Annotated in this window: 15 protein-coding genes; 5 read left to right on the top strand and 10 right to left on the bottom strand. The window is 65.4% G+C overall.

All coding sequences use genetic code 11. The annotated features are described in order from the left end of the window. Nucleotides 1-157: 157 nt before the first annotated feature. Nucleotides 158-2,200, top strand: a complete 2,043-nt coding sequence (locus BVE01S_RS14350) for a S8 family peptidase (protein WP_066628964.1) — start codon at nucleotides 158-160, stop codon at nucleotides 2,198-2,200. 24 nt (nucleotides 2,201-2,224) lie between these two features. Here BVE01S_RS14350 and grpE read toward each other — a convergent pair whose 3' ends face one another. Next, the gene (gene grpE, locus BVE01S_RS14345) at nucleotides 2,225-2,812 is read right to left on the bottom strand and encodes a nucleotide exchange factor GrpE (protein ID WP_240612175.1); all 588 of its coding nucleotides are present in this window, start codon (nucleotides 2,810-2,812) and stop codon (nucleotides 2,225-2,227) included. A gap of 44 nt (nucleotides 2,813-2,856) precedes the next feature. Next, nucleotides 2,857-3,951 (bottom strand): heat-inducible transcriptional repressor HrcA, encoded by a 1,095-nt coding sequence (hrcA, locus tag BVE01S_RS14340; protein ID WP_055754458.1) that lies wholly within the window; start codon nucleotides 3,949-3,951, stop codon nucleotides 2,857-2,859. A gap of 66 nt (nucleotides 3,952-4,017) precedes the next feature. On the opposite strand from hrcA, the gene rph reads away from it, so the two are divergent. Both rph and BVE01S_RS14330 read left to right on the top strand, forming a co-directional pair. Next, nucleotides 4,018-4,743 carry a ribonuclease PH gene (gene rph, locus BVE01S_RS14335; RefSeq protein WP_055754224.1) on the top strand — a complete coding sequence of 242 codons (726 nt, stop codon included), beginning with the start codon at nucleotides 4,018-4,020 and terminating at the stop codon, nucleotides 4,741-4,743. 63 nt (nucleotides 4,744-4,806) lie between these two features. Further along, nucleotides 4,807-5,268, top strand: a complete 462-nt coding sequence (locus BVE01S_RS14330; RefSeq protein WP_157076474.1) for a hypothetical protein — start codon at nucleotides 4,807-4,809, stop codon at nucleotides 5,266-5,268. Here BVE01S_RS14330 and glmM read toward each other — a convergent pair. Then, nucleotides 5,265-6,611, bottom strand: a complete 1,347-nt coding sequence (gene glmM, locus BVE01S_RS14325; RefSeq protein ID WP_084375424.1) for a phosphoglucosamine mutase — start codon at nucleotides 6,609-6,611, stop codon at nucleotides 5,265-5,267. The genes BVE01S_RS14330 and glmM overlap by 4 nt on opposite strands. A gap of 161 nt (nucleotides 6,612-6,772) precedes the next feature. On the opposite strand from glmM, the gene glmS reads away from it, so the two are divergent. Next, nucleotides 6,773-8,587: a glutamine--fructose-6-phosphate transaminase (isomerizing) gene (glmS, locus tag BVE01S_RS14320; protein WP_066628956.1), complete on the top strand. Its 1,815-nt coding sequence runs from the start codon at nucleotides 6,773-6,775 to the stop codon at nucleotides 8,585-8,587. On the opposite strand, the gene BVE01S_RS14315 is transcribed toward glmS, so the two are convergent. The 7 genes from BVE01S_RS14315 to BVE01S_RS14285 all read right to left on the bottom strand — a co-directional run bounded on the left by BVE01S_RS14315 (nucleotide 8,548) and on the right by BVE01S_RS14285 (nucleotide 15,816). Beyond that, a complete protein-coding gene (locus BVE01S_RS14315) occupies nucleotides 8,548-9,216 on the bottom strand; it encodes a Crp/Fnr family transcriptional regulator (RefSeq protein ID WP_066628953.1) in 669 nt (222 codons plus the stop codon). The two genes, glmS and BVE01S_RS14315, sit on opposite strands and share 40 nt — an antisense overlap. A 52-nt stretch (nucleotides 9,217-9,268) precedes the next feature. After that, nucleotides 9,269-10,012: a Crp/Fnr family transcriptional regulator gene (locus tag BVE01S_RS14310; RefSeq protein ID WP_066629015.1), complete on the bottom strand. Its 744-nt coding sequence runs from the start codon at nucleotides 10,010-10,012 to the stop codon at nucleotides 9,269-9,271. Next, nucleotides 10,012-10,272, bottom strand: coding sequence for a DUF6894 family protein (locus BVE01S_RS14305; protein ID WP_066628951.1), 261 nt, complete (start codon nucleotides 10,270-10,272; stop codon nucleotides 10,012-10,014). The genes BVE01S_RS14310 and BVE01S_RS14305 overlap by 1 nt, the downstream gene beginning before the upstream one ends. A 69-nt stretch (nucleotides 10,273-10,341) precedes the next feature. Continuing rightward, a complete protein-coding gene (locus BVE01S_RS14300) occupies nucleotides 10,342-11,841 on the bottom strand; it encodes a phosphomannomutase/phosphoglucomutase (RefSeq protein ID WP_066628949.1) in 1,500 nt (499 codons plus the stop codon). Between the two features lie 10 nt (nucleotides 11,842-11,851). Beyond that, complete coding sequence (locus tag BVE01S_RS14295) at nucleotides 11,852-12,937, bottom strand: glycosyltransferase family 4 protein (RefSeq protein WP_066628947.1); 1,086 nt, start codon at nucleotides 12,935-12,937, stop codon at nucleotides 11,852-11,854. Between the two features lie 85 nt (nucleotides 12,938-13,022). Further along, nucleotides 13,023-15,236, bottom strand: a complete 2,214-nt coding sequence (locus BVE01S_RS14290; protein ID WP_240612162.1) for an AGE family epimerase/isomerase — start codon at nucleotides 15,234-15,236, stop codon at nucleotides 13,023-13,025. A 118-nt stretch (nucleotides 15,237-15,354) separates the two neighbouring features. Then, entirely contained in the window at nucleotides 15,355-15,816 is a 462-nt protein-coding gene (locus BVE01S_RS14285) for an Lrp/AsnC ligand binding domain-containing protein (protein WP_039243792.1), read from the bottom strand. A gap of 109 nt (nucleotides 15,817-15,925) precedes the next feature. On the opposite strand from BVE01S_RS14285, the gene putA reads away from it, so the two are divergent. Beyond that, complete coding sequence (putA, locus tag BVE01S_RS14280) at nucleotides 15,926-19,057, top strand: bifunctional proline dehydrogenase/L-glutamate gamma-semialdehyde dehydrogenase PutA (RefSeq protein ID WP_088582587.1); 3,132 nt, start codon at nucleotides 15,926-15,928, stop codon at nucleotides 19,055-19,057. The last annotated feature ends 15 nt before the right edge of the window (nucleotides 19,058-19,072 follow it).

The following is a 19,072-nucleotide window of genomic DNA, read 5'->3' as shown; positions in this document are numbered from 1 at the left end:
AGGCGGTGGCGGCGGCGGCACGATCACGCCCCCCGTTCCTCCGCCCCCGCCACCCCCGCCGCCTCCCCCACCTCCGCCCCCACCACCGCCTCCGCCGCCGCCGCCCCCTCCTTCGGTCACGTCGAGCGAGTATCTGCGGAACTACGGCCTGGCCAATATGAAGGTCCAATCCGCTTGGCAGGCCGGGGCGACTGGAGCCGGCGTCACCGTCGCCGTCGTCGACTCCGGTATCGCCAATACCTTGCCAGAGTTGGAGGGGCGTATCTCCAGCGCCTCGACGGACGTCGTCGTGGGGCGCAATACGCCCTATGTGGCGTCAAGCAGCCACGGCACGCGCGTGTCGGGCGTGATCGCCTCGAACTTCAACGGGTTCGGTACGATTGGCGTGGCGTACAATTCGACCATCCTGTCGATCCGCACCGATATCTCCGACTGCACGGACAAGAACACGGACGTCTGTTTCAGCAGTTCGGATCTGGTGCGCGCGCTGGACTACGCCGTCGCCAATGGCGTCAAGATCATCAACATGTCGCTGGGCGGCGATGGGCGGCTGGGCTCGGCATTCGAGGCGGCGCTGCTGCGAGCCGTCAACTCGGGCGCCGTGATCGTGGCTTCGTCGGGCAATGACGGAAACGCCAATCCGGGCTGGCCCGCGCGTTACGCCATCGACCCCCGGTTCGCCGGCAGCGTCATCGCGGTCGGATCGCACGGCGCGACCGATGCGATGTCCAGCTTCTCGAACCGGGCAGGGGATACGGCGGTCGGCTATATTTCTGCGCCGGGCGAGGATGTGATCACCGGGTGTGAGGGCACGTCGTGCTGGCGCGTCAACGGCACCTCCTTCTCGGCGCCGCATGTGTCCGGCGCGCTCGCTTTGCTGATGCAGGCCTTCCCCAATCTGTCGGCGCGTGCGGCTCTGGATATCTTGCTGACGACCGCACGCGACGCCGGCGATCCCGGCACGGACATCGTCTATGGGCGCGGCCTGCTGGACATGGCCGGCGCGTTCAGACCGGTCGGAACGACCTCGACGCCGATGGCTGACGGGAGTTCCATTGTCAGCATGAGTGAACCGGGCAGCTTCGTCGGCGCCGCATTCGGGGACGCTTTCGGTCGGCAGACGGCGCTGAATACGGTGCTCTACGACGCTTACGATCGGATGTTCGCCGTCCAACTGGGCGGCGCCTATCCGACTGCGCCCAGCCGATCCTATCAGGCGGCGCCGTTCGAGCAGAATACCACGGCGACAACCAGCCTGGCCCTGCCGGGCGGCGGTCGATTGAACCTGATCGCGGCCCAACCCAGCGCGCGACCTGACCCGATCGCGCCTCGTCACGATCTCTATGATGCGCCCTGGATGGGGGACGAGCCGCGGCAGGAGGCAATGCTGGATGTCGCCACGGGCCGGATGAATTTCTCGGTCTGGCAAGGCAAGGGCGGGGCGACCTCGCCGTTCAACGGTGCGGCGGGCGACGGTTTCGCCGCCCTGGCCCAGGCCGATCACGCCGTACGCGGCGCGATGCGGTTCGGCCCGGTGACGGTGTCGGGCGAGAGCGGCGGCGGCGATCGCCGGATGCCGCTGCGTCGTGTCGAGCAGGACGCCTCGACTTATAGTCGCGCGGCGATCGGATGGCGCGGAGCGGAGGGCGGTATGTCGTTCAGCGTGGGCGCCTTGGATGAACGGCTAGGGCCTTTGGGTGCCTTCCTGCCGGGCGGATCCGACTTCGCCCTGCCGTCACGGACCAGCTTCTATGCCTTGGGCGGCGACTGGGCCCTGCGACCGGGCCTGCGTCTGATCGGCGAGGCGGGGATGGGGTCTACGCGGATCGAGGGTCGGTTCCTGTCGATGGATCAGGCGGCGATCAGTTCGAACTGGCGGCTGGGGCTCCTGACGGGCTGTTCGATGATCTGTGACCGGATCAGCTTGACCCTGGCTCAGCCGCTCAGGATCGAGCGCGGAACCTTCTCGGCCATGCTGGCGGATGTTCCTGTCGAATATTTCGATCCGCTGACCTATTCGCGCCGCAGCTTCTCGGCGACGCCCAGCGGCCGCCAGATCGACTTTATCCTCGGTGGCGAACGTCGGCTGTGGGATGGGTCCAGCATGACGCTGCAAGCGGTCGCCAGCCGCGAGCCGCGCCATGTCGCAGACGCGCCGCCGGAGTTCGCCTTGATCGGAGCCTGGCGGCGTCAGTTCTGACCGACGCCGCCTGAAGACCGCAGATCAGGCCTTGCCGTCGAAGGCCTGACCGTCGGCGGCGGCGGCGGCGCCATAGGGGTTGGGAGTCTGGGCGCCGGATCCCTTGGCGGCGACGACGACCATGGCGGGGCGCACGGTGCGGCCGAACAGTTCAAAACCGGACTGCATGGTCTGGATCACCGATCCGCCGGGCACGGTCTCGGACGGCTGTTCCATCATCGCCTGGTGGAGATGCGGGTTGAAGGCCTCGCCGGCCTGGGGCGCGACGCGCTTCAGGCCGTTGGCGTCGAAGGCTTGCAGCAGGGCCTTCTGCGTCAGCTCCAACCCGGTCACCAGACCAGCGGTCGCGCCCTCGGCGTCCTTGGGCGCAGCCATAAGGGCGCGTTCCAGATTGTCGGCGACGCCCAGAAGGTCCTTGGCGAAGCGTTGAATGGCGAAGGCGCGGGCGTCGTTCTGCTGCGTCTCCGAACGGCGCTTCAGATTCTCCATCTCGGCGGCGACGCGCAGGGCGCGGTCCTTCCATTCGTCACGCTCGGCGATCACGGCGTCCAGCGGCGCCAGATCGTCTGACGGATAGGCGTCCAGGCCGTGTTCGGCGTTGGTTTCGGCCATGTCGGCGTCCACGGCGTTTAGTTCGTCGTTAAGGGGCTTGTCGCTCACTTGTCGTTCCCGTCCAGCATCCGGCCCAGCACCCGGGCGGTATAGTCCACCAACGGAATGACACGGGCGTAGTTCAGTCTTGCGGGGCCTATCACGCCGATGGCGCCCAGAACCCGCTGTCGGCCGCTCATATAGGGCGCCGCGATCACGGCGGAACCCGAAAGTGAAAACAACCGTGTCTCCGCGCCGATGAAAATGCGCACGCCTTGGGCCGCATCGACGCCGTCCAGCAGGCCGATCAGCTGTTCCTTCTGCTCCAGATCATCGAAAAGGACGCGGACCCGTTCCAGATCGGCCAGGCCTTCCCGGTCCTGAAGCAGGTTGGCGCGGCCCCGCACAATCAGGGCGCGCTCGCGATCCTGGCCGCCGGACCACGCAGCGAATCCGTCCTCGACCAGGCGGGCGGCCGTCTGGTCCAGTTCACGCCGTGCGATTTCCAGCTCCTGGGTCATCTCTCGCTTGGCGTCGGCGAAGGGGCGGCCGCGCAGGCGGGCGTTCAGAAAGTTGGAGGCCTCGACCAGGGTCGAAGGCGTGACGCCGGCCGACAGGGTCATGATGCGGTTTTCGACCGTGCCGTCGTCAGCGACGATGACCGCCAGGGCCTGATCGCCGCCCAGGGCGACAAACTCGACATGTTTGACGCCGGAATCACGGACCGGGCTCGATACGACGCCCGCACCGCCGGCCAGGCCGGACAGCAGGTTCGAGGCCTCGTCCAAGGCGGACTCGAAGTTCCGGCCGCGCCCGGCGAGCCGCCCGTCGATCTCGCGACGCTCTTCCTTGGTCAGGTCGCCGACTTCCAGCAGGCCGTCGACGAACAGGCGAAGGCCTGCATGGGTCGGGATGCGCCCGGCCGAGGTGTGGGGCGCCGCCAGCAGGCCCGCGAGGGTCAGATCCTGCATGGTGTTGCGGATCGAGGCAGGCGACAGGGCGATGCCCCCCAGCGACAGGGTCCGCGACCCGACCGGCTCGCCTGTCTCCAGATAGGATTCCACGATACGACGGAAGATGTCGCGCGCCCGCGCATCCAGCCCCGCCAGACCCGCGAGGGACTGGCCGGCGTCGAACGGCGGGTTTTTCGGGGCATACAGGCTCACGGTTTCAGGATAAGCACCGCCGCCACAGCTTCCAAGGTCAGACTTCCAAGGATCCCTCCCATGCGCCATTCGCAACGCACCGACGATCAACTGCGTCCCGTCACCATCGAGACCGGCGTCAACCGCTATGCCGAGGGTTCGTGCCTGATCAGCTTCGGCAACACCAAGGTGCTGGTGACCGCCTCGATCGAGGACAAGGTGCCGGGCTGGATGCGCAACACGGGTCAGGGATGGGTGACGGCCGAATACGGCATGCTGCCCCGCGCCACTCACACGCGCGGGCGTCGTGAGGCCGCCGCCGGCAAACAGTCGGGCCGCACGCAAGAGATCCAGCGGTTGATTGGCCGCTCCCTGCGCGCCGTGGTGGACCTGAAGGCGCTCGGCGAACGTCAGGTGCTGATCGACTGCGACGTCATCCAGGCCGACGGCGGCACCCGCACGGCGTCGATCACCGGCGCCTGGGTCGCCATGAGCCTGGCCCTGAACTATCTGCGCGACGAGGGCGTGCTTAAGGCGGACCCGATCACGGATCAGGTGGCGGCCGTGTCGTGCGGCGTCTGCGACGGCGTGCCGGTGCTGGACCTCGATTACGAAGAGGATTCCGAGGCCGAGGCGGATTCGAACTTCGTCCTGACCGGTTCGGGCCAGATCGTCGAGGTCCAGGCCACCGGCGAGAAGCGCGGTTTCTCGCGCGCCGAGTTCGACCGGCTCTTCTCGCTGGCCGAGATCGGCTGCACCGAACTGTTCGCCCTGCAAAAGGCGGCCTTGGCGGCGGTGAAGCGATAGGGGTTTCACCTCGGGGCGCGGACGGGCATCCTTGTTCGGTCAGTCCTGACCGGAGACAAGTCGATGCGTCGATCCCCCTGGCTTTCGATGGCCGCCTGCGTTCTGTTGATGGCCGGATGTCAGCGCGCTGATCCAGCCGATCAGCCTGCGCCCGGAGACACGGCGGCAAGCAGCAACGTCATCGACGCGGTTCCACTGGCGCCGGACGCTCCGCCGCCTGCCGCGCCCGTCAAGCCGGCGGCTGCGGAGAAGGAAGCCGCCAAACCGGCCGAGGACCCTGAGGCCAGCATTCCCGAGGGTCCAGACATGCCCGCTCAGCCGGTGCCGATCAGCGAGGTTCCCTGCCGCGAAGCCATCGGCGCCGCCGCCTCGGCCCGGCTGGTCGAGCGCTGCATCCAGGTCAGCCCGGCGACCCGCCCGCCCTGCAACGCCGCCAACCCCTGCGACCTGATCCAGGGAGAGATCGACCGGTCCTGCAAACTGTGGGAACGCGACGGAGACCCGCCGGCGGCGTGCAAGCCCTAGGCTGAGCGCACCGCGCCCGCCACATCGGCCACCACCCGCTTGACCAGCGCCTCGTCGTCGCCCTCGGCCATGACGCGGATCAGTTTTTCCGTGCCCGATGGCCGCACCAGCAGGCGGCCCGAGCCGTTCAGCGCCGCCTCGGCCTCGGCGATGGCGGCCTTGACCGTGTCGGTCTCCAGCGGCTTGTCGGCGGTGAAGCGGACGTTCTCCAGCTTTTGCGGCACGGGCTCGAACTGGCGGGCCAGTTCGCTCATCGGCTTGCCGGATTCGACCAGGACGGCCAGCACCTGCAGCGCCGCCATCAGGCCGTCGCCGGTGGTGGCGTGGTCGTGCAGGATGATGTGGCCCGACTGCTCGCCGCCGATGTTGAAACCGCCTTCGCGCATCCGTTCCATGACATAGCGGTCGCCGACCTTGGTGCGCTCTAGCCTCAGGCCTTCGGCTTTCAGTTTACGCTCCAGCCCCAGATTGGACATGACGGTGGCCACGACGCCACCTCCGGTCAGGAGGCCGCGCCTGGCCCAGTCCAGCCCGACAAGGGCCATGATCTGATCGCCGTCCACGACCCGACCCGTCTCGTCGCAGATGATCAGTCGGTCGGCGTCGCCGTCCAGGGCGATGCCGATATCGGCGCGGTAGCGTTTGACCGCATCGGCCAGGGTCGCCGGATGGGTCGAGCCGCACTCGGCGTTGATGTTGGTGCCGTTCGGGGTCACGCCCACGGGGAAGACTTCGGCGCCCAGTTCGAACAGGGTGGTCGGCGCGACCTTGTAGCCGGCGCCGTTGGCGCAATCGACGGCGATGCGCAGGCCTTGCAACGTCAGCCGCTTGGGGAAGGCCTGTTTGGCGATCTCAATATAGCGGGCCTGGGCGTCGTCGATGCGTTTGACCCGGCCCAGTTTGTTCGACGGCGCCAGGCCTTGGTCGAGACCCTGATCCATCATGGCCTCGATCTTCAGTTCGATCTCGTCCGACAGCTTGTAACCGTCCGGCCCGAACAGCTTGATGCCGTTGTCGGCATAGTCGTTGTGCGAGGCCGATATCATCACGCCCAGATCGGCGCGCATCGAGCGGGTCAGCATGGCCACGCCAGGCGTCGGCACGGGCCCGAAGGTGCGCACGTCCATTCCGACCGAAGCGAAACCGGCGACCAAGGCCGGCTCGATCGTATAGCCTGACAGGCGGGTATCCTTGCCGATCACCACCAGATGGCGGCGGTCGTCGTCGGTGCGGAACAGTTTCCCGGCGGCCAGACCCACGCGCAGCGCGACTTCGGCCGTCATCGGATAGGTGTTGGCGCGGCCGCGAATGCCGTCGGTGCCGAAATATTTTCTGTCGCCCAAGGCCTGGTCCTTTGTTTCGGGTAACGTTCCGAAACCCCTTTTTTGATGCGGCCCGCCTTAAGATTGCATAGACGGCCGGTGGGGCTTGATGTGTGGCTTAGCCCCGGATCGCCGCCAGTGCAAAGCGGCGCCCTTATCCTGACTTCTCGGAGCCTTCGCTCATGTGCGGCATCATCGGCGTCACCGGCAATGGTCCTGTCGTTCCCCGGCTGATCGACAGCCTGAAACGGCTGGAGTACCGCGGCTATGATTCCGCCGGCGTCGCCGCAGTCGTGAACGGGTCGGTCGAGCGCCGCCGCGCCAAGGGCAAGATCCGCAATCTGGAAGCCGTCCTGGCCGAGGATCCGATGACGGCGACGGTCGGCATCGGCCATACCCGCTGGGCCACGCACGGCGCGCCGACGACGGAGAACGCCCACCCGCACAAGGCTGGGCGCGTCACCCTGGTCCACAACGGCATCATCGAGAACTTCGCTGAGCTGAAGGCCGAACTGGCCGCCGAAGGCCATGTCTTCGAAAGCCAGACCGACACCGAGGTCATCGCCCACCTGCTGGACGCCGAACTGAATACGGGCCGCAGCCCTCTGGAGGCGTTCAAGACCACTTTGAACCGCCTGACGGGCGCCTATGCGCTTGCGGTGCTGATCGACGGGACGGACGACCTAATACTGGGCGCGCGACGCGGCAGCCCTCTGGTCGTCGGCTGGGGCGAGGACGAGATGTATCTGGGGTCGGACGCGCTAGCCGTCGGTCCGTTCACCCAAAAGATTTCCTATCTGGAAGAGGGCGATTACGTCGCCGTGACCAAGGCCGGCGCTCAGATGTTCGACGTGGCGGGCAAGCCGGTCGAACGCGCCATCGTTCAGGTCTCGGCCTCCTCGGCCATGGTCGAGAAGGGCGAATATCGCCACTTCATGGAAAAGGAGATCCATGAACAGCCCGACAGCGTCCAGCACACCTTGTCGGAATATCTCGACCTGGTGACGGGAAAGGCCAAGACCAATCCCGTCGATTTCGCCGCCATCGACCGCATCCAGATCGTCGCCTGCGGCACGGCCTTTTACGCCGGCCAGATCGGCCGTTATGCGTTCGAGAAGCTGGCCGGCCTGCCCTGCGACGTCGAGATCGCGTCCGAGTTCCGCTATCGCTCGCCTGCCGTGTCGCCCAAGACGCTGGCGGTCGCCGTCAGCCAGTCGGGCGAGACGGCCGACACCCTGGCCAGCCTGACGTGGTGCAAGGCGCAAGGGTTGCAGACCGCCGCCGTCGTCAATGTCCATTCGTCGTCGATGGCGCGCGAAGCGGCCGTTTTGTGGCCCACCCATGCCGGACCCGAGATCGGCGTCGCCTCGACCAAGGCCTTTACCGCCCAAGTCGCGGCCCTGCTGGCCTTGGCCGTGGCGGCGGGCGTGGCGCGCGGCCGGATCGATGCTGCGACCGAGGCCGAACTGGTCAAGGCTCTGTTCGAAAGCCCGCGCCTGATCGCTGAGGCCCTGACAATGGGCGATAGCATTCGCGCCGTGACCCATGACCTGTCAAAGGCCGACGATGTCCTTTTCCTAGGCCGGGGCGCCATGTTCCCGCTGGCCATGGAGGGCGCGCTGAAGCTGAAGGAGATCAGCTATATTCACGCCGAGGGCTATGCCGCCGGAGAGTTAAAACATGGCCCCATCGCCTTGATCGATGAAGAGACCCCGACAATCGCCCTGGCTCCGCTGGACGACGTGTTCGAAAAGACCGCGTCTAATCTACAAGAGGTCGCCGCGCGGGGCGGCCCGGTCATCATGATCGCGCCGGAAAAGGCGCCCGATCCGCACGGCGCCGGCATTCGCCGCATCCACGCCCCCGACTGTCACCCGCTGATCGCGCCCCTGGTCTATGCCGTGCCGGTGCAGCTTTTGGCCTATTACACAGCCGTCCAGAAGGGCACCGACGTCGATCAGCCCCGCAACCTGGCCAAGTCTGTCACGGTCGAATAGGCCTCGTCCGTCATCTGCCGCAGGGCGTCTGCATCGGTGATCTGGATCGCGCCGCGCCGCAGCCGCACGGCGCCGGCGGCGCATAGTTCGGTGCAGGCGGTCGATATGCTGGCGCGTCGCACAGCCATCAAATGCGACAACTCGGTTTGACGCAGGGCGAGGACGTCGCCTCCCCTTCGGTCGTGAACGTCGAGCAATAGGGCGGCCAGGCGTTGGCTGACTTTCAATGTGGCGTGGCGCGAAAGCTCAGCCTGAAGGGCGATGTTGCGACGGCGAAGATCAATCAACGCCATCTCGACCAGACTGTCGCGATCAATCTTTTGCGCCAGCTTGCGAGCGGAGAAGGTCAGATATCGTCCGGCCGTCAACCAAACGGCCGACTCTGGCTCACCGCCGCCCAATACAGCGTCGAAGTTGATTACGTCGTAGCTGGACGCCAGCCCATGCGACAGAGCGCCGTCGAGCCCGATCCGCGCCACGACACCCGACAAGATCTGTGTGACGACAGCTTCGCCATTCTGTGTGGTTGAGGTTCGTGCGCCAGCCTCGGCGAAGAAGGCGTCACCTTCGTCCAGGCCCTGAACTGCAAGGGCAGACAACAGAGCGTGCGCGAGGTTCGACTGGGACATGCCCCGTCTAGACGGCCGATCGCCGTTCGGTGCGATAACATGCGTTAAGTGATCAGACGGGCTCGGATTGCAGGCGCAAATAGGTGGGGTCGAACTCGGCGATCTCGGCCAAGCGACGCCAGTCGACAATATCGATGCGCCCGCCCGCCCAAGCGACGACCCCCTCGCTGCGAAGCTCGGAAATCAGGCGGCTGACATGGACGGTCGAGAGGCCCAGCGCATCACCCAAGGTCGTTTGCGTCAGCGGGAGTTCGAAGGTCAAATCACCTGTTTGGCCGACGGCCTGGAGGCGCAGGTAAAGCTCGCACACCAGATGCGCCAGATGGCCCAGGCCGCTGCGCCGGCCCATGGCCACCAGCCACTGTCGATGGATGGCGGCGTCGATGATGGTGTCCAGCCAAAGCAGTCGGCCCAGGTGTGGATGTCGCTCGGTGATGTCGATCAAGCCGCTGTGCGGCGCCTCTGCGATCACGCAGTCGGTCAGGGCGACGACGCCGTGATCCATCTGCTTCATCAACAGGCTGTGCAGGTCGATGAAGTCGCCGGACACATTGATTTCCGTGATCTGACGCGACCCGTCCTCCAGCGTGGAGTAACGCGCGGAAAAGCCCGAAATCAGAAGGGTGCTGTGCAGCGGGCGGGTGTGCTCGCGCACGATATCGGATCCGGCGGAGACGGTTTTGGGCGCATCGAGGACTGCGCTTAACGCCTCTATCTCTTCGGGATTGAGCCGGTCCCGAAGCGACAATTTGTCGACCAGCGTGGTGATCTTTGAGACGCTGCCACCCTTGGTCATCACGCGTCCCCCGTCAATGTCCAGCCCTCGGGCGCCTGATCGGATGCGGACGCCGTGACGCTGACGACCGTTCGACCTTCGGTATCCGTGACGATGACGCTGAAGGCGCGGGTCGTCCAGAACGACGCGCCTCGGTAGCGAAGGATTTCGCCCAGCACGGCGACGGCCTCCTCGCGGGCCGCGTCAACGCTCCTCAGTTCCTCGCCCTGATCGTCGCGGATGCAATCTCCGTTCTGGGTATGGAAAAAGTAGCGCGGCAATCTTCCCTCCTGGCCTCAGCCGAGAGGGAAGCGGTCACGAGCGCGATTGGTTCAGTCCGCTGTGATCTTTCAGATTTCTTGGTTGAAGGCGCCGATTTCAGGATAGGCGGCCAGGCGCGGCTTGATCTCTTTGCGGAACAGATCGCGCATGTCGTCTTCGGACCGCATGCTCTCGACCACCACGACCAGCTCCGGTTTGTTGGACGAGGCGCGGACCAGGACCCATGAGCCGTCTTCCAGATGCACGCGAACGCCGTTGACGGTGATGGCCTCGACGATCTTGCGGCCCAGGATTTCGCCGCCAGCGTCGGCCAGGTCGGAGTATTCCTTCACGATCCGCTCCAGCACGCCGTACTTCAGCTCGTCGTCGCAATGGGGCGACATGGTCAGACTGGTCCAGGCGTCTGGGAGGGCGGTCTTCAGTTCACTGAGTTTTTGGTCCGGATTGCGATCCAGCATGGCCAGAACCGCGCCCGCAGCGACTAGACCGTCGTCGTAGCCGTGGCCCAGATCGCCCGCCATGAAGAAGTGGCCCGACTTCTCGAAGCCGGCCAGGGCGCCAAGTTCGGCGGTCTTGCGCTTGATGTAGGAGTGGCCCGTCTTCCAGTAGACGACCTCGGCGCCATTGGCTTTCAGGACCTCGTCGGTCTTGTAGAGGCCGGTCGACTTCACATCGACGACAAAGGTGCTGTCCGGATAGACCTTGGACAGGTCGCGGGCCAGCATCAGGCCGATCTTGTCGGCGAAGATTTCCTCGCCCGTGTCGTCCACCACGCCGCAACGGTCGCCGTCGCCGTCGAAGCCAAGGGCCAGATCGGCGCCCGTCTCACGCACCCGTTGGGTCATCTGCACCAGCATGGCGTGATCTTCCGGGTTCGGATTGTATTTCGGGAAGGTGTAGTCGAGGTCGGTGTCCATCTCGATCACCTCGACGCCCATCCGGCGCAGAGCGTCGGGGGCGAAGGCGCCGGCTGTGCCGTTGCCGCAGGCGCAGACGACCTTTAGGGGACGCTTGATCTGCACCTTGGAGGCCACGTCGGCGACATAGGTTTCGCGGACGTCATCGACGCGCACCAGCTTGCCGCCGGGGCGGGCCACGCCCTCGCCGTTCAGAACGATCTCTTTCAGGCGGCCCATCTCGTCGGGGCCGAAGGTCAGGGGCTTGTTCGCCCCCATTTTCACCCCGGTCCAGCCATTCTCGTTGTGGCTGGCGGTGACCATGGCGACGCACGGCGCATCCAGTTCGAACTGAGCGAAATAGGCCATCGGCGACAAGGCCAGGCCCACGTCCAGAACCTCCATCCCGCCTTCCAGCAGCCCCAGGATCAGCGCCTGTTTGACGCTGAGGCTGTAGCCACGAAAGTCATGGCCGGTGACGATCTTGGGCGCGACGCCGTTCTCGTGGATATAGGTGGCCAAGCCAAGGCCCAGCGCTTGAATGCCGAGAAGGTTGATCTCTTTTTCCAGGATCCAGCGCGCGTCGTATTCGCGAAAGCCTGTCGGCTTGACCAAGGCCTGGGTTTCGTAATCGGCGGTATTCGGCTTCAGGTCCTGCCTGGGCTTGAGCATTCTAATTGGATCAGGCGGCGGCGCGTTTGCGGATACGGGCGATGCGTCGCAGGCGACGCCAGAATCGCCCGCGCTCGGGTTCCGGATAGGGTTGCAGGTTCTCGACGAACTGCTCGGCCGAAGCGCGCCAGCTGAATTTTTCAGCATAGGCGCGCACAGCCTTGCGATCGAGATCAAGGCACTGCAGGCAGGCGGTCTTGAGGTCCTTATCGATTGCGCCTGCGTTCGATCCGGGAATGATGTCGATCGGGCCGTGAGCCGGATAGGCGGCGACCGGCGTCCCGGCCGCCATAGCTTCGAGGATCACCAGACCGAAGGTGTCTGTCCAGCTGGGGAAGACGAAAACGTCGGCGTCGCGGAAACAGCGGGCCAGGTCGTCGCCGAACTTGGCGCCGAGGAATTTGGCATCCGGATATTTCTCTTCGAGCTCGGCGCGGGCCGGGCCATCGCCGACGACGATCTTGGTGCCGGGCAGGTCGAGTTGCAGGAAGGCCTCGATATTCTTCTCGACCGCCACACGCCCGACGTTCAGGAAGAAGGGCCGGGGCCAGTCCTTGCCCCCAAGCTCGTCGTAGATGCGCTCCAAATCGGGATTGAACACATCCGTGTCCACGCCCCGCGACCAAGGCGAGACGTTCTTGAAACCATGCTCGACCAGCTCGTCGCGCAGGGTCGGCGTCGCCACCATCAGCCGTCCCGAGGGCTTGTGGAACCACTTCATATAGGCGTAGCCGACCTGAACCGGGATCGGAAAACGCGCCGAGACATATTCGGGGAATTTGGTGTGATAGCTGGTCGTAAACGGCAGCTTCCACTCCACGCAGATGCGGCGCGTGGCGATGCCGATTGGTCCCTCGGTTGCGATGTGGACGGCCTCGGGTTCGAAGGCGCGAAGCATCTCGCGGATTTCTTCTTCCGCTCCCAGCGCCAGCCGGATTTCCGGATAGGTGGGGCAGGGAATGGTCTTGAACAGACTGGGTTCGATGACCTCGACCTCATGGCCCATGCCGCGACATTCCGCGACGGTGCGCGTCAGGGTGCGGACGACGCCGTTGACCTGGGGTTCCCAGGCGTCGGTGGCCAGAACGATGCGCATTGAGGCGGGCGGACCCTGAGCCGTTGAGTAAGGGGCGAACTTCTAGACGTTTCGCATGACGAAGGCGAGATGGATGTCGGCAGCCTTATAAATCCAGCGCAGAGGCGAGATCGGGGCGCAGGCCTCCTAGCGTGGCCCTGACCTGACTATAGGCGGCCATGATGTGGTAGAGAGAACTGGCAGGCGCTGGCTCGTCGATGAAATCGCCGCTCTCCAGCATTTTGTCGCGCCACAGACCGACGGGCGTCAGATAACGCCAGAGGGCGCGCTGCGCTTTGGCGGCTTGCATCAGGCACAGATCGCGTCGACCATCGTCTGAAGACGACGCGAGGATCAGGGCGGCCTTCAGCCATTCCGTCTGCGGCCACAGGCGCGCCCGCGCGCTTCGGATCGAGCCGTCGATATCCATCGCATCGATCGCCACCCCCCGCGAGAGATCAATACCCTTCAGGCCAGCCTCGAACAGTCGCCAAGCCACCTCGAGTGTCTCAGCGTCGGCGCGGGCTCTGGCGTAACGAGCCAGAAGCCAGGCCCATTCAAACTGATGACCGGGCTCTATCAGCGAACCGTCGCCGCCGGCTGCCGGAGACCAGTCGGAAGAGAAGTATTCTCGGATCATGCCGGTGTCGGCATCGATGAACGGTTTTCGCGCCAAGGCGACGATCCGATCCGAAAGCCCTGCCCAGCACGAGTCGCCTCCTGCGTCCTCCCACGCGAGCGCCGCTTCTAGCAGATGCATATGCGCGTTCGCTTGATAGGGATGGTCGCCAGTTTCCACGACACCGCCGTCAGCGTTCATGGAAGCCACCAAGTGATCGCGGATTTGGGCCGCCTGATCCTCGACGGCTGCCGCGGGCATGGCGATCGAAATGTCGGCCAGGGCGAAGAGAAGGAAGGCCTGATCATAGATGGTTGTCGTGTCGTCTTCGGGCGCGCCGGAGAAAGACAACCGAGTCCGCATCCGCCCATCAGTCTTCACGAGGCGCTGGCGTGTCCAGGCCAAGCCTGATGTGACCACAGCGTTCCAAGGCCCGGACCAACCGAGACGACCTGCTGCGGAATAGACTTGGAGCTGGCGCGCCTGCACGACGGCGCGTCGTGAGGCCGGAAGTCGCCGCCCGTCCTGGGCCAGCAACTCCTCGAAGCCGCCCTCGGCGTTCTGACCTAATGTGCACCAGGTCGGCAGCGCCGTTTGCCGCATCCACGCCGCGAAGCGCGTCGCGCCCTGCTCAAGCGTTTCCTGAGGCGTCTGCGGGAAGTCGAGATGGCGCGGCGACAGCCCCTCCAATCGACTCACGATCTTTCGTACGTCCTGGCTCCGCGCCAGATCGGTAACCAATACCGCGTCCCGTTCGACCACGATGGCGAGATCGGACACGCCGACGGCGGCGACCAGGACGCCGTCGCAGGCCCGGACCAGGCAGTTCTCGGCGTCCTCGAACACATGCAGGCCGACGTCGCCCTCTCCCGACCGGTGAACGGCGTCCCAGGCGCCGAGGTCCGACCAATCGAACCCGACCGGCAGGACGGCGGCACGCCGGGTTTTTTCCATGACGGCGTAATCGATGGAGATCTTCGGCGCATCGCCGAATCTGCGGCCCAAGAGGATCGCGCCGCCGTCCGAGAGCGAAGAATCGAGCGCATCAGAAACAGCCTCGATCAGGCCTGCGGTGGCCTGGCGGAGCTCATCTTGAAGGACATCGGCGCGGACGACAAAGTTGCCGCTGTTCCACAGATAACCTTCGGCGATATAGCGTTCCGCGGTGACGAGGTCGGGCTTTTCAACGAAGGCCTTGACCTCCGCCAACCCCTCGCTGCGGGGGGCAATGTATCCATAGGCCGACGAGGGGCCAGAAGGCACGACGCCAAACGTGACGATGCGGCCGGTGTGTGCGGCCTCGCTTGCCGTAAGGACTGCAGCGCGAAACGCGTCGCCGTCTGGGATGTGGTGATCGGACGCGACGAACAAATTCACCGCATCAGGATGCTGTCGTCTGGTCCAGATGGCGGCGGCGGCCATGGCGGCGGCGGATTCGCGTGCTTCGGGTTCCAGAAGGACGATTGCGTCGCGTCCCAGCTCCTTCAACTGTTCGCAAATCGCCTGTCGATGCGCAGCGCCGCCAATGACGATCAGCCTACCCTCTGAGCCGGTCAGATCGACGACGCGCTCGACGGTCTCCTGAAACAGGGACCGGTTGCCTGACAGGGGAATGAACTGCTTTGGGCGCGACGGTCGCGACGCGGGCCACAAGCGCGTGCCGGAACCGCCGCACATGATGACAGGGAAAATAACCGGCATTGGCGACGGCGTCGTACCTTGTTGTTGTGCGTGCAGGCTTAGGGGAACTGAGAGCGTCCGTCACCTGCCGCAAAGCTCTAGGTGGCTAGGCCACAATCAAAAGTATTTTTTAGCCTCCCTACAGAGGCAGCACCGTCGTCGATTTGACCTCTTCCAACACCGCATACGTCCGGGTTTCGCGGACGCCCGGCATCCGCACCAGCACATCGCCCAGGAAGGCGCGGTAGGCGTCCATGTCGCCGACGCGGGCCTTGATCAGATAGTCGAAGCCGCCGGCGACCATGTGGCATTCCAGCACCTCCGGCTGACTGCGAACGGCGGCGGCGAAGGCTTCGAAGACGTCGCCGGTGGTGCGGTCCAGCAGGACCTCGACGAAGATCAGCAGGTCTCGGCCGACCTGAGCCGGGTCGATCATGGCGGCATAGCCGGTGATGATCTTCTTTTCGCGCAGCCTTTTGACCCGTTCGAAACAGGCGGCAGGCGACAGATTGCAGCGCCTCGCCAGTTCGGCGTTGGAAATGCGGGCGTCGGTCTGGAGCACCCGCAGGATGCGGCGATCAACGGCGTCGATATCGATCATCAGAAATCACGACATTGCACCGAACGATCTTCGGCCTGGGTTCGTATCATACGAAGCACCTTCAATGAACTCCGGAATATACGGCTGAAATCCACAGGATTTGTCACTGATGACCACGCCCGCCTTCATGCCTTCGCGCCTGGCCGCCTGGGACGGTCTGGACGCGCACAAGTTCCGCGATGAACGCGAGGCCGTCGCCGCCAATCTGGCGCGCATGCCTCTGGATGCGAACGAACGGGCGGATGTGGTCGCCGAGGCGACGGCTTTGGTGGAACACGCCCGCCGCAGCCAGAAGAAGCAGGGGGTCGTCGAAAGCTTCCTGCAGCAATTCTCGCTGGGCACCCGAGAGGGTCTGGCCCTGATGTGTCTGGCCGAAGCCCTGCTGCGCGTGCCGGACGAGGACACCCGCGACCGCTTGATCGCCGAGAAGATCGGCTCGGCCGACTGGGCCGCCCACCTGGGTCAGTCGGACAGCCTGTTCGTCAACGCGTCGACCTGGGGTCTGATGCTGACCGGCAAGCTGGTCGATGTGGACGACGAGGCCCGCAGCGACCTGCCCGGCTTCCTGAAGCGGATCGCCGGTCGTCTAGGCGAGCCGGTCATTCGCCAAGCCGTGGCCACGGCGGTCAAGATCATGGGCGAGCAGTTTGTCGTCGGCCGCACCATCCAGAGCGCGCTCAAACGATCGAACAAGGAAGGCTGGCTGTGCAGTTTCGACATGCTGGGCGAGGGCGCCCGGACCATGGCCGACGCCGACCGATATGAGAAGATCTATGCCGACGCCATCGAGGCGGTGGGCAAGACGTCGAAGGGGCAGGGGCCGGAGCACGGCCACGGAGTCTCGGTGAAACTGTCGGCCCTGTCGCCCCGCTATGAGGCGACGCATGAGGATGACGTCTGGGCGACCCTGTATCCCCGCATCCTGCGCCTAGCCCAGATCGCGGCCAAATACGACATCAACTATACGATGGATGCCGAGGAGGCGGACCGTCTGGCTCTGTCGCTGAAACTGCTGGACCGGCTGGCGCACGAGCCGTCACTGGGCGGCTGGACCGGCCTGGGTCTGGCGGTTCAGGCCTATCAGAAGCGCGGGCTGGAAACGATTGAACGCGTCGCCGACCTCGCCCGGCGCTCGGGCCGTCGTCTGATGGTGCGCCTGGTCAAAGGCGCCTATTGGGACACCGAGATCAAGCGCGCCCAAGTGTTCGGCCGCACCGACTACCCTGTCTATACGACAAAGGCGGCGACCGATCTGAACTACCTGGTCTGCGCCAAGGCCATGATAGAGGCCGCGCCGGCCATCTATTCCCAGTTCGCCAGTCACAATGCCCACACCCTGGCGGCCGTGCGGCGTATGGCGCGTAATCACGGCGTCAAGGTCGAGCACCAGCGGCTGCACGGCATGGGCGAGGCGCTTTATGACGCCGCTCAGGAGGCCTGGACCGATGAAACCGTCATCGTCCGCGCCTACGCCCCCGTTGGCGGGCACGAGGAACTGCTGCCCTATCTGGTGCGTCGCCTGCTTGAAAACGGCGCCAACTCCTCCTTCGTCCATGCCCTTCTGGACGAGCGCGTGCCCGCCTCGGCCGTCGCGGCCGATCCCATTTTCCTGGTCGAGCAGGCGCCCGACCGTCACCCCAAGATTCCGGTTCCGAAAGACATGTACGGCGATCGTAAGAACTCCCTCGGCCGCGATTATTCTCAGGCTGCCGACCGTGAAGCTCACGCCAGGGCGCTGGAACTGGTCGACCGCGAGAAGTTGACCAGCGGTCCCATCATCGGCGGCAAACTGCGCGCCGGCCTTAACGCTCAGGACGTGACCAATCCCTTCGATCGATCACAGGTGCTGGGCCATGTCTCGGAAGCCGAGACGGCTGACATCGACGCCGCCGTTCAGGCGGCCGCCGAGGCTCAGGTCAAATGGGACCGCCAGGGCGGGGCGAAACGCGCCATCGTCCTTCGCGCCATGGCAGAGGCGCTGGAGGCCGATCTGGATCGGCTGGTCGCCCTGCTCAGCCGCGAGGCGGGCAAGACCTTGAACGACGGCGTCGCCGAGGTGCGCGAGGCCGCAGACTTTTGCCGCTACTACGCCCTGCTTGCCGAACGCGACTTCACCGCCCCCGAGACCCTGAAGGGTCCGACCGGCGAGACCAACCAGCTGTTCCTGCACGGGCGCGGCGTCTTCGCCTGCATCTCGCCGTGGAACTTCCCCCTGGCCATCTTCACCGGCCAGATCGCCGCGGCCCTCGCCGCCGGCAACGCCGTGCTGGCCAAGCCCGCTGAACAGACGCCGCTGATCGCCGCCGAGGCCGTACGCCTGTATCACAAGGCTGGCCTGACCCCCGACCTGTTGGCGCTGGTTCCCGGGCGAGGCGAGACGGTCGGCGCGGCCTTGGTCACCCATCCGGGCATCGACGGCGTCGCCTTTACCGGCGGCACCGACACGGCCGCCGCCATCAACCGCGCCATCGCCGCACGGCCCGGCGCCATCATCCCCTTCATCGCCGAGACCGGCGGCCTGAACGGCATGTTCATCGATACGACGGCGTTGAAGGAACAGGTCATCGACGACGTGATCCAGTCGGCCTTCGGCTCGGCCGGCCAGCGCTGTTCGGCCCTACGCGTCCTCTATGTGCCCAAGGATTCGGCCGACGCCCTGATCGAGGGCCTGAAGGGCGCTCTGGCGGTCCAGACCGTCGCCGACCCCGCCGATCCTAAGACCGACATCGGCCCGGTCATCGATCCCGAATCTCGTCGCGCCCTCGAAGCCCACGTCGAGCGCCTGTCGAAGGAAGCGAAGATCGTCGCCCGCGCCGCCCTGCCGATGGGCGCCGACAAGGGCGATCTGTTCGCCCCCACCATCGCAGAAATCCCCACGCCCGACTTCTTGGAGCGTGAGGTCTTCGGCCCCATCCTGCACATCTACCGCTACGCTCCGTCCGACCTGAAGTCGGTCGCCGGCAAACTCGCCGCCCGCGGCTACGGCCTGACCCTGGGCGTCCACAGCCGCATCGAAGCCTTCGCCGCCGAAGTCGTCGACTTGGTCCCCGCCGGAAACGTCTACGTCAACCGCTCGATCACCGGCGCCGTGGTCGGCGTACAGCCCTTTGGCGGTGAAGGTCTGTCAGGTACGGGCCCCAAGGCCGGCGGCCCCAACAGCCTGATCCGCTACGCGGCCGAGAAGGCGATCAGCGTCAATATCGCCGCGCAAGGTGGAGACCCGGCGCTGTTGAACTTGTAGCGGCCAAGTACTTCC

It is taken from the genome of Brevundimonas vesicularis NBRC 12165, from assembly GCF_001592205.1.
Classification (GTDB): Bacteria; Pseudomonadota; Alphaproteobacteria; order Caulobacterales; family Caulobacteraceae; genus Brevundimonas; species Brevundimonas vesicularis.
Note: the sequence above shows the minus strand (reverse complement) of the source record. Positions and strands in the feature narration are given on the sequence as shown.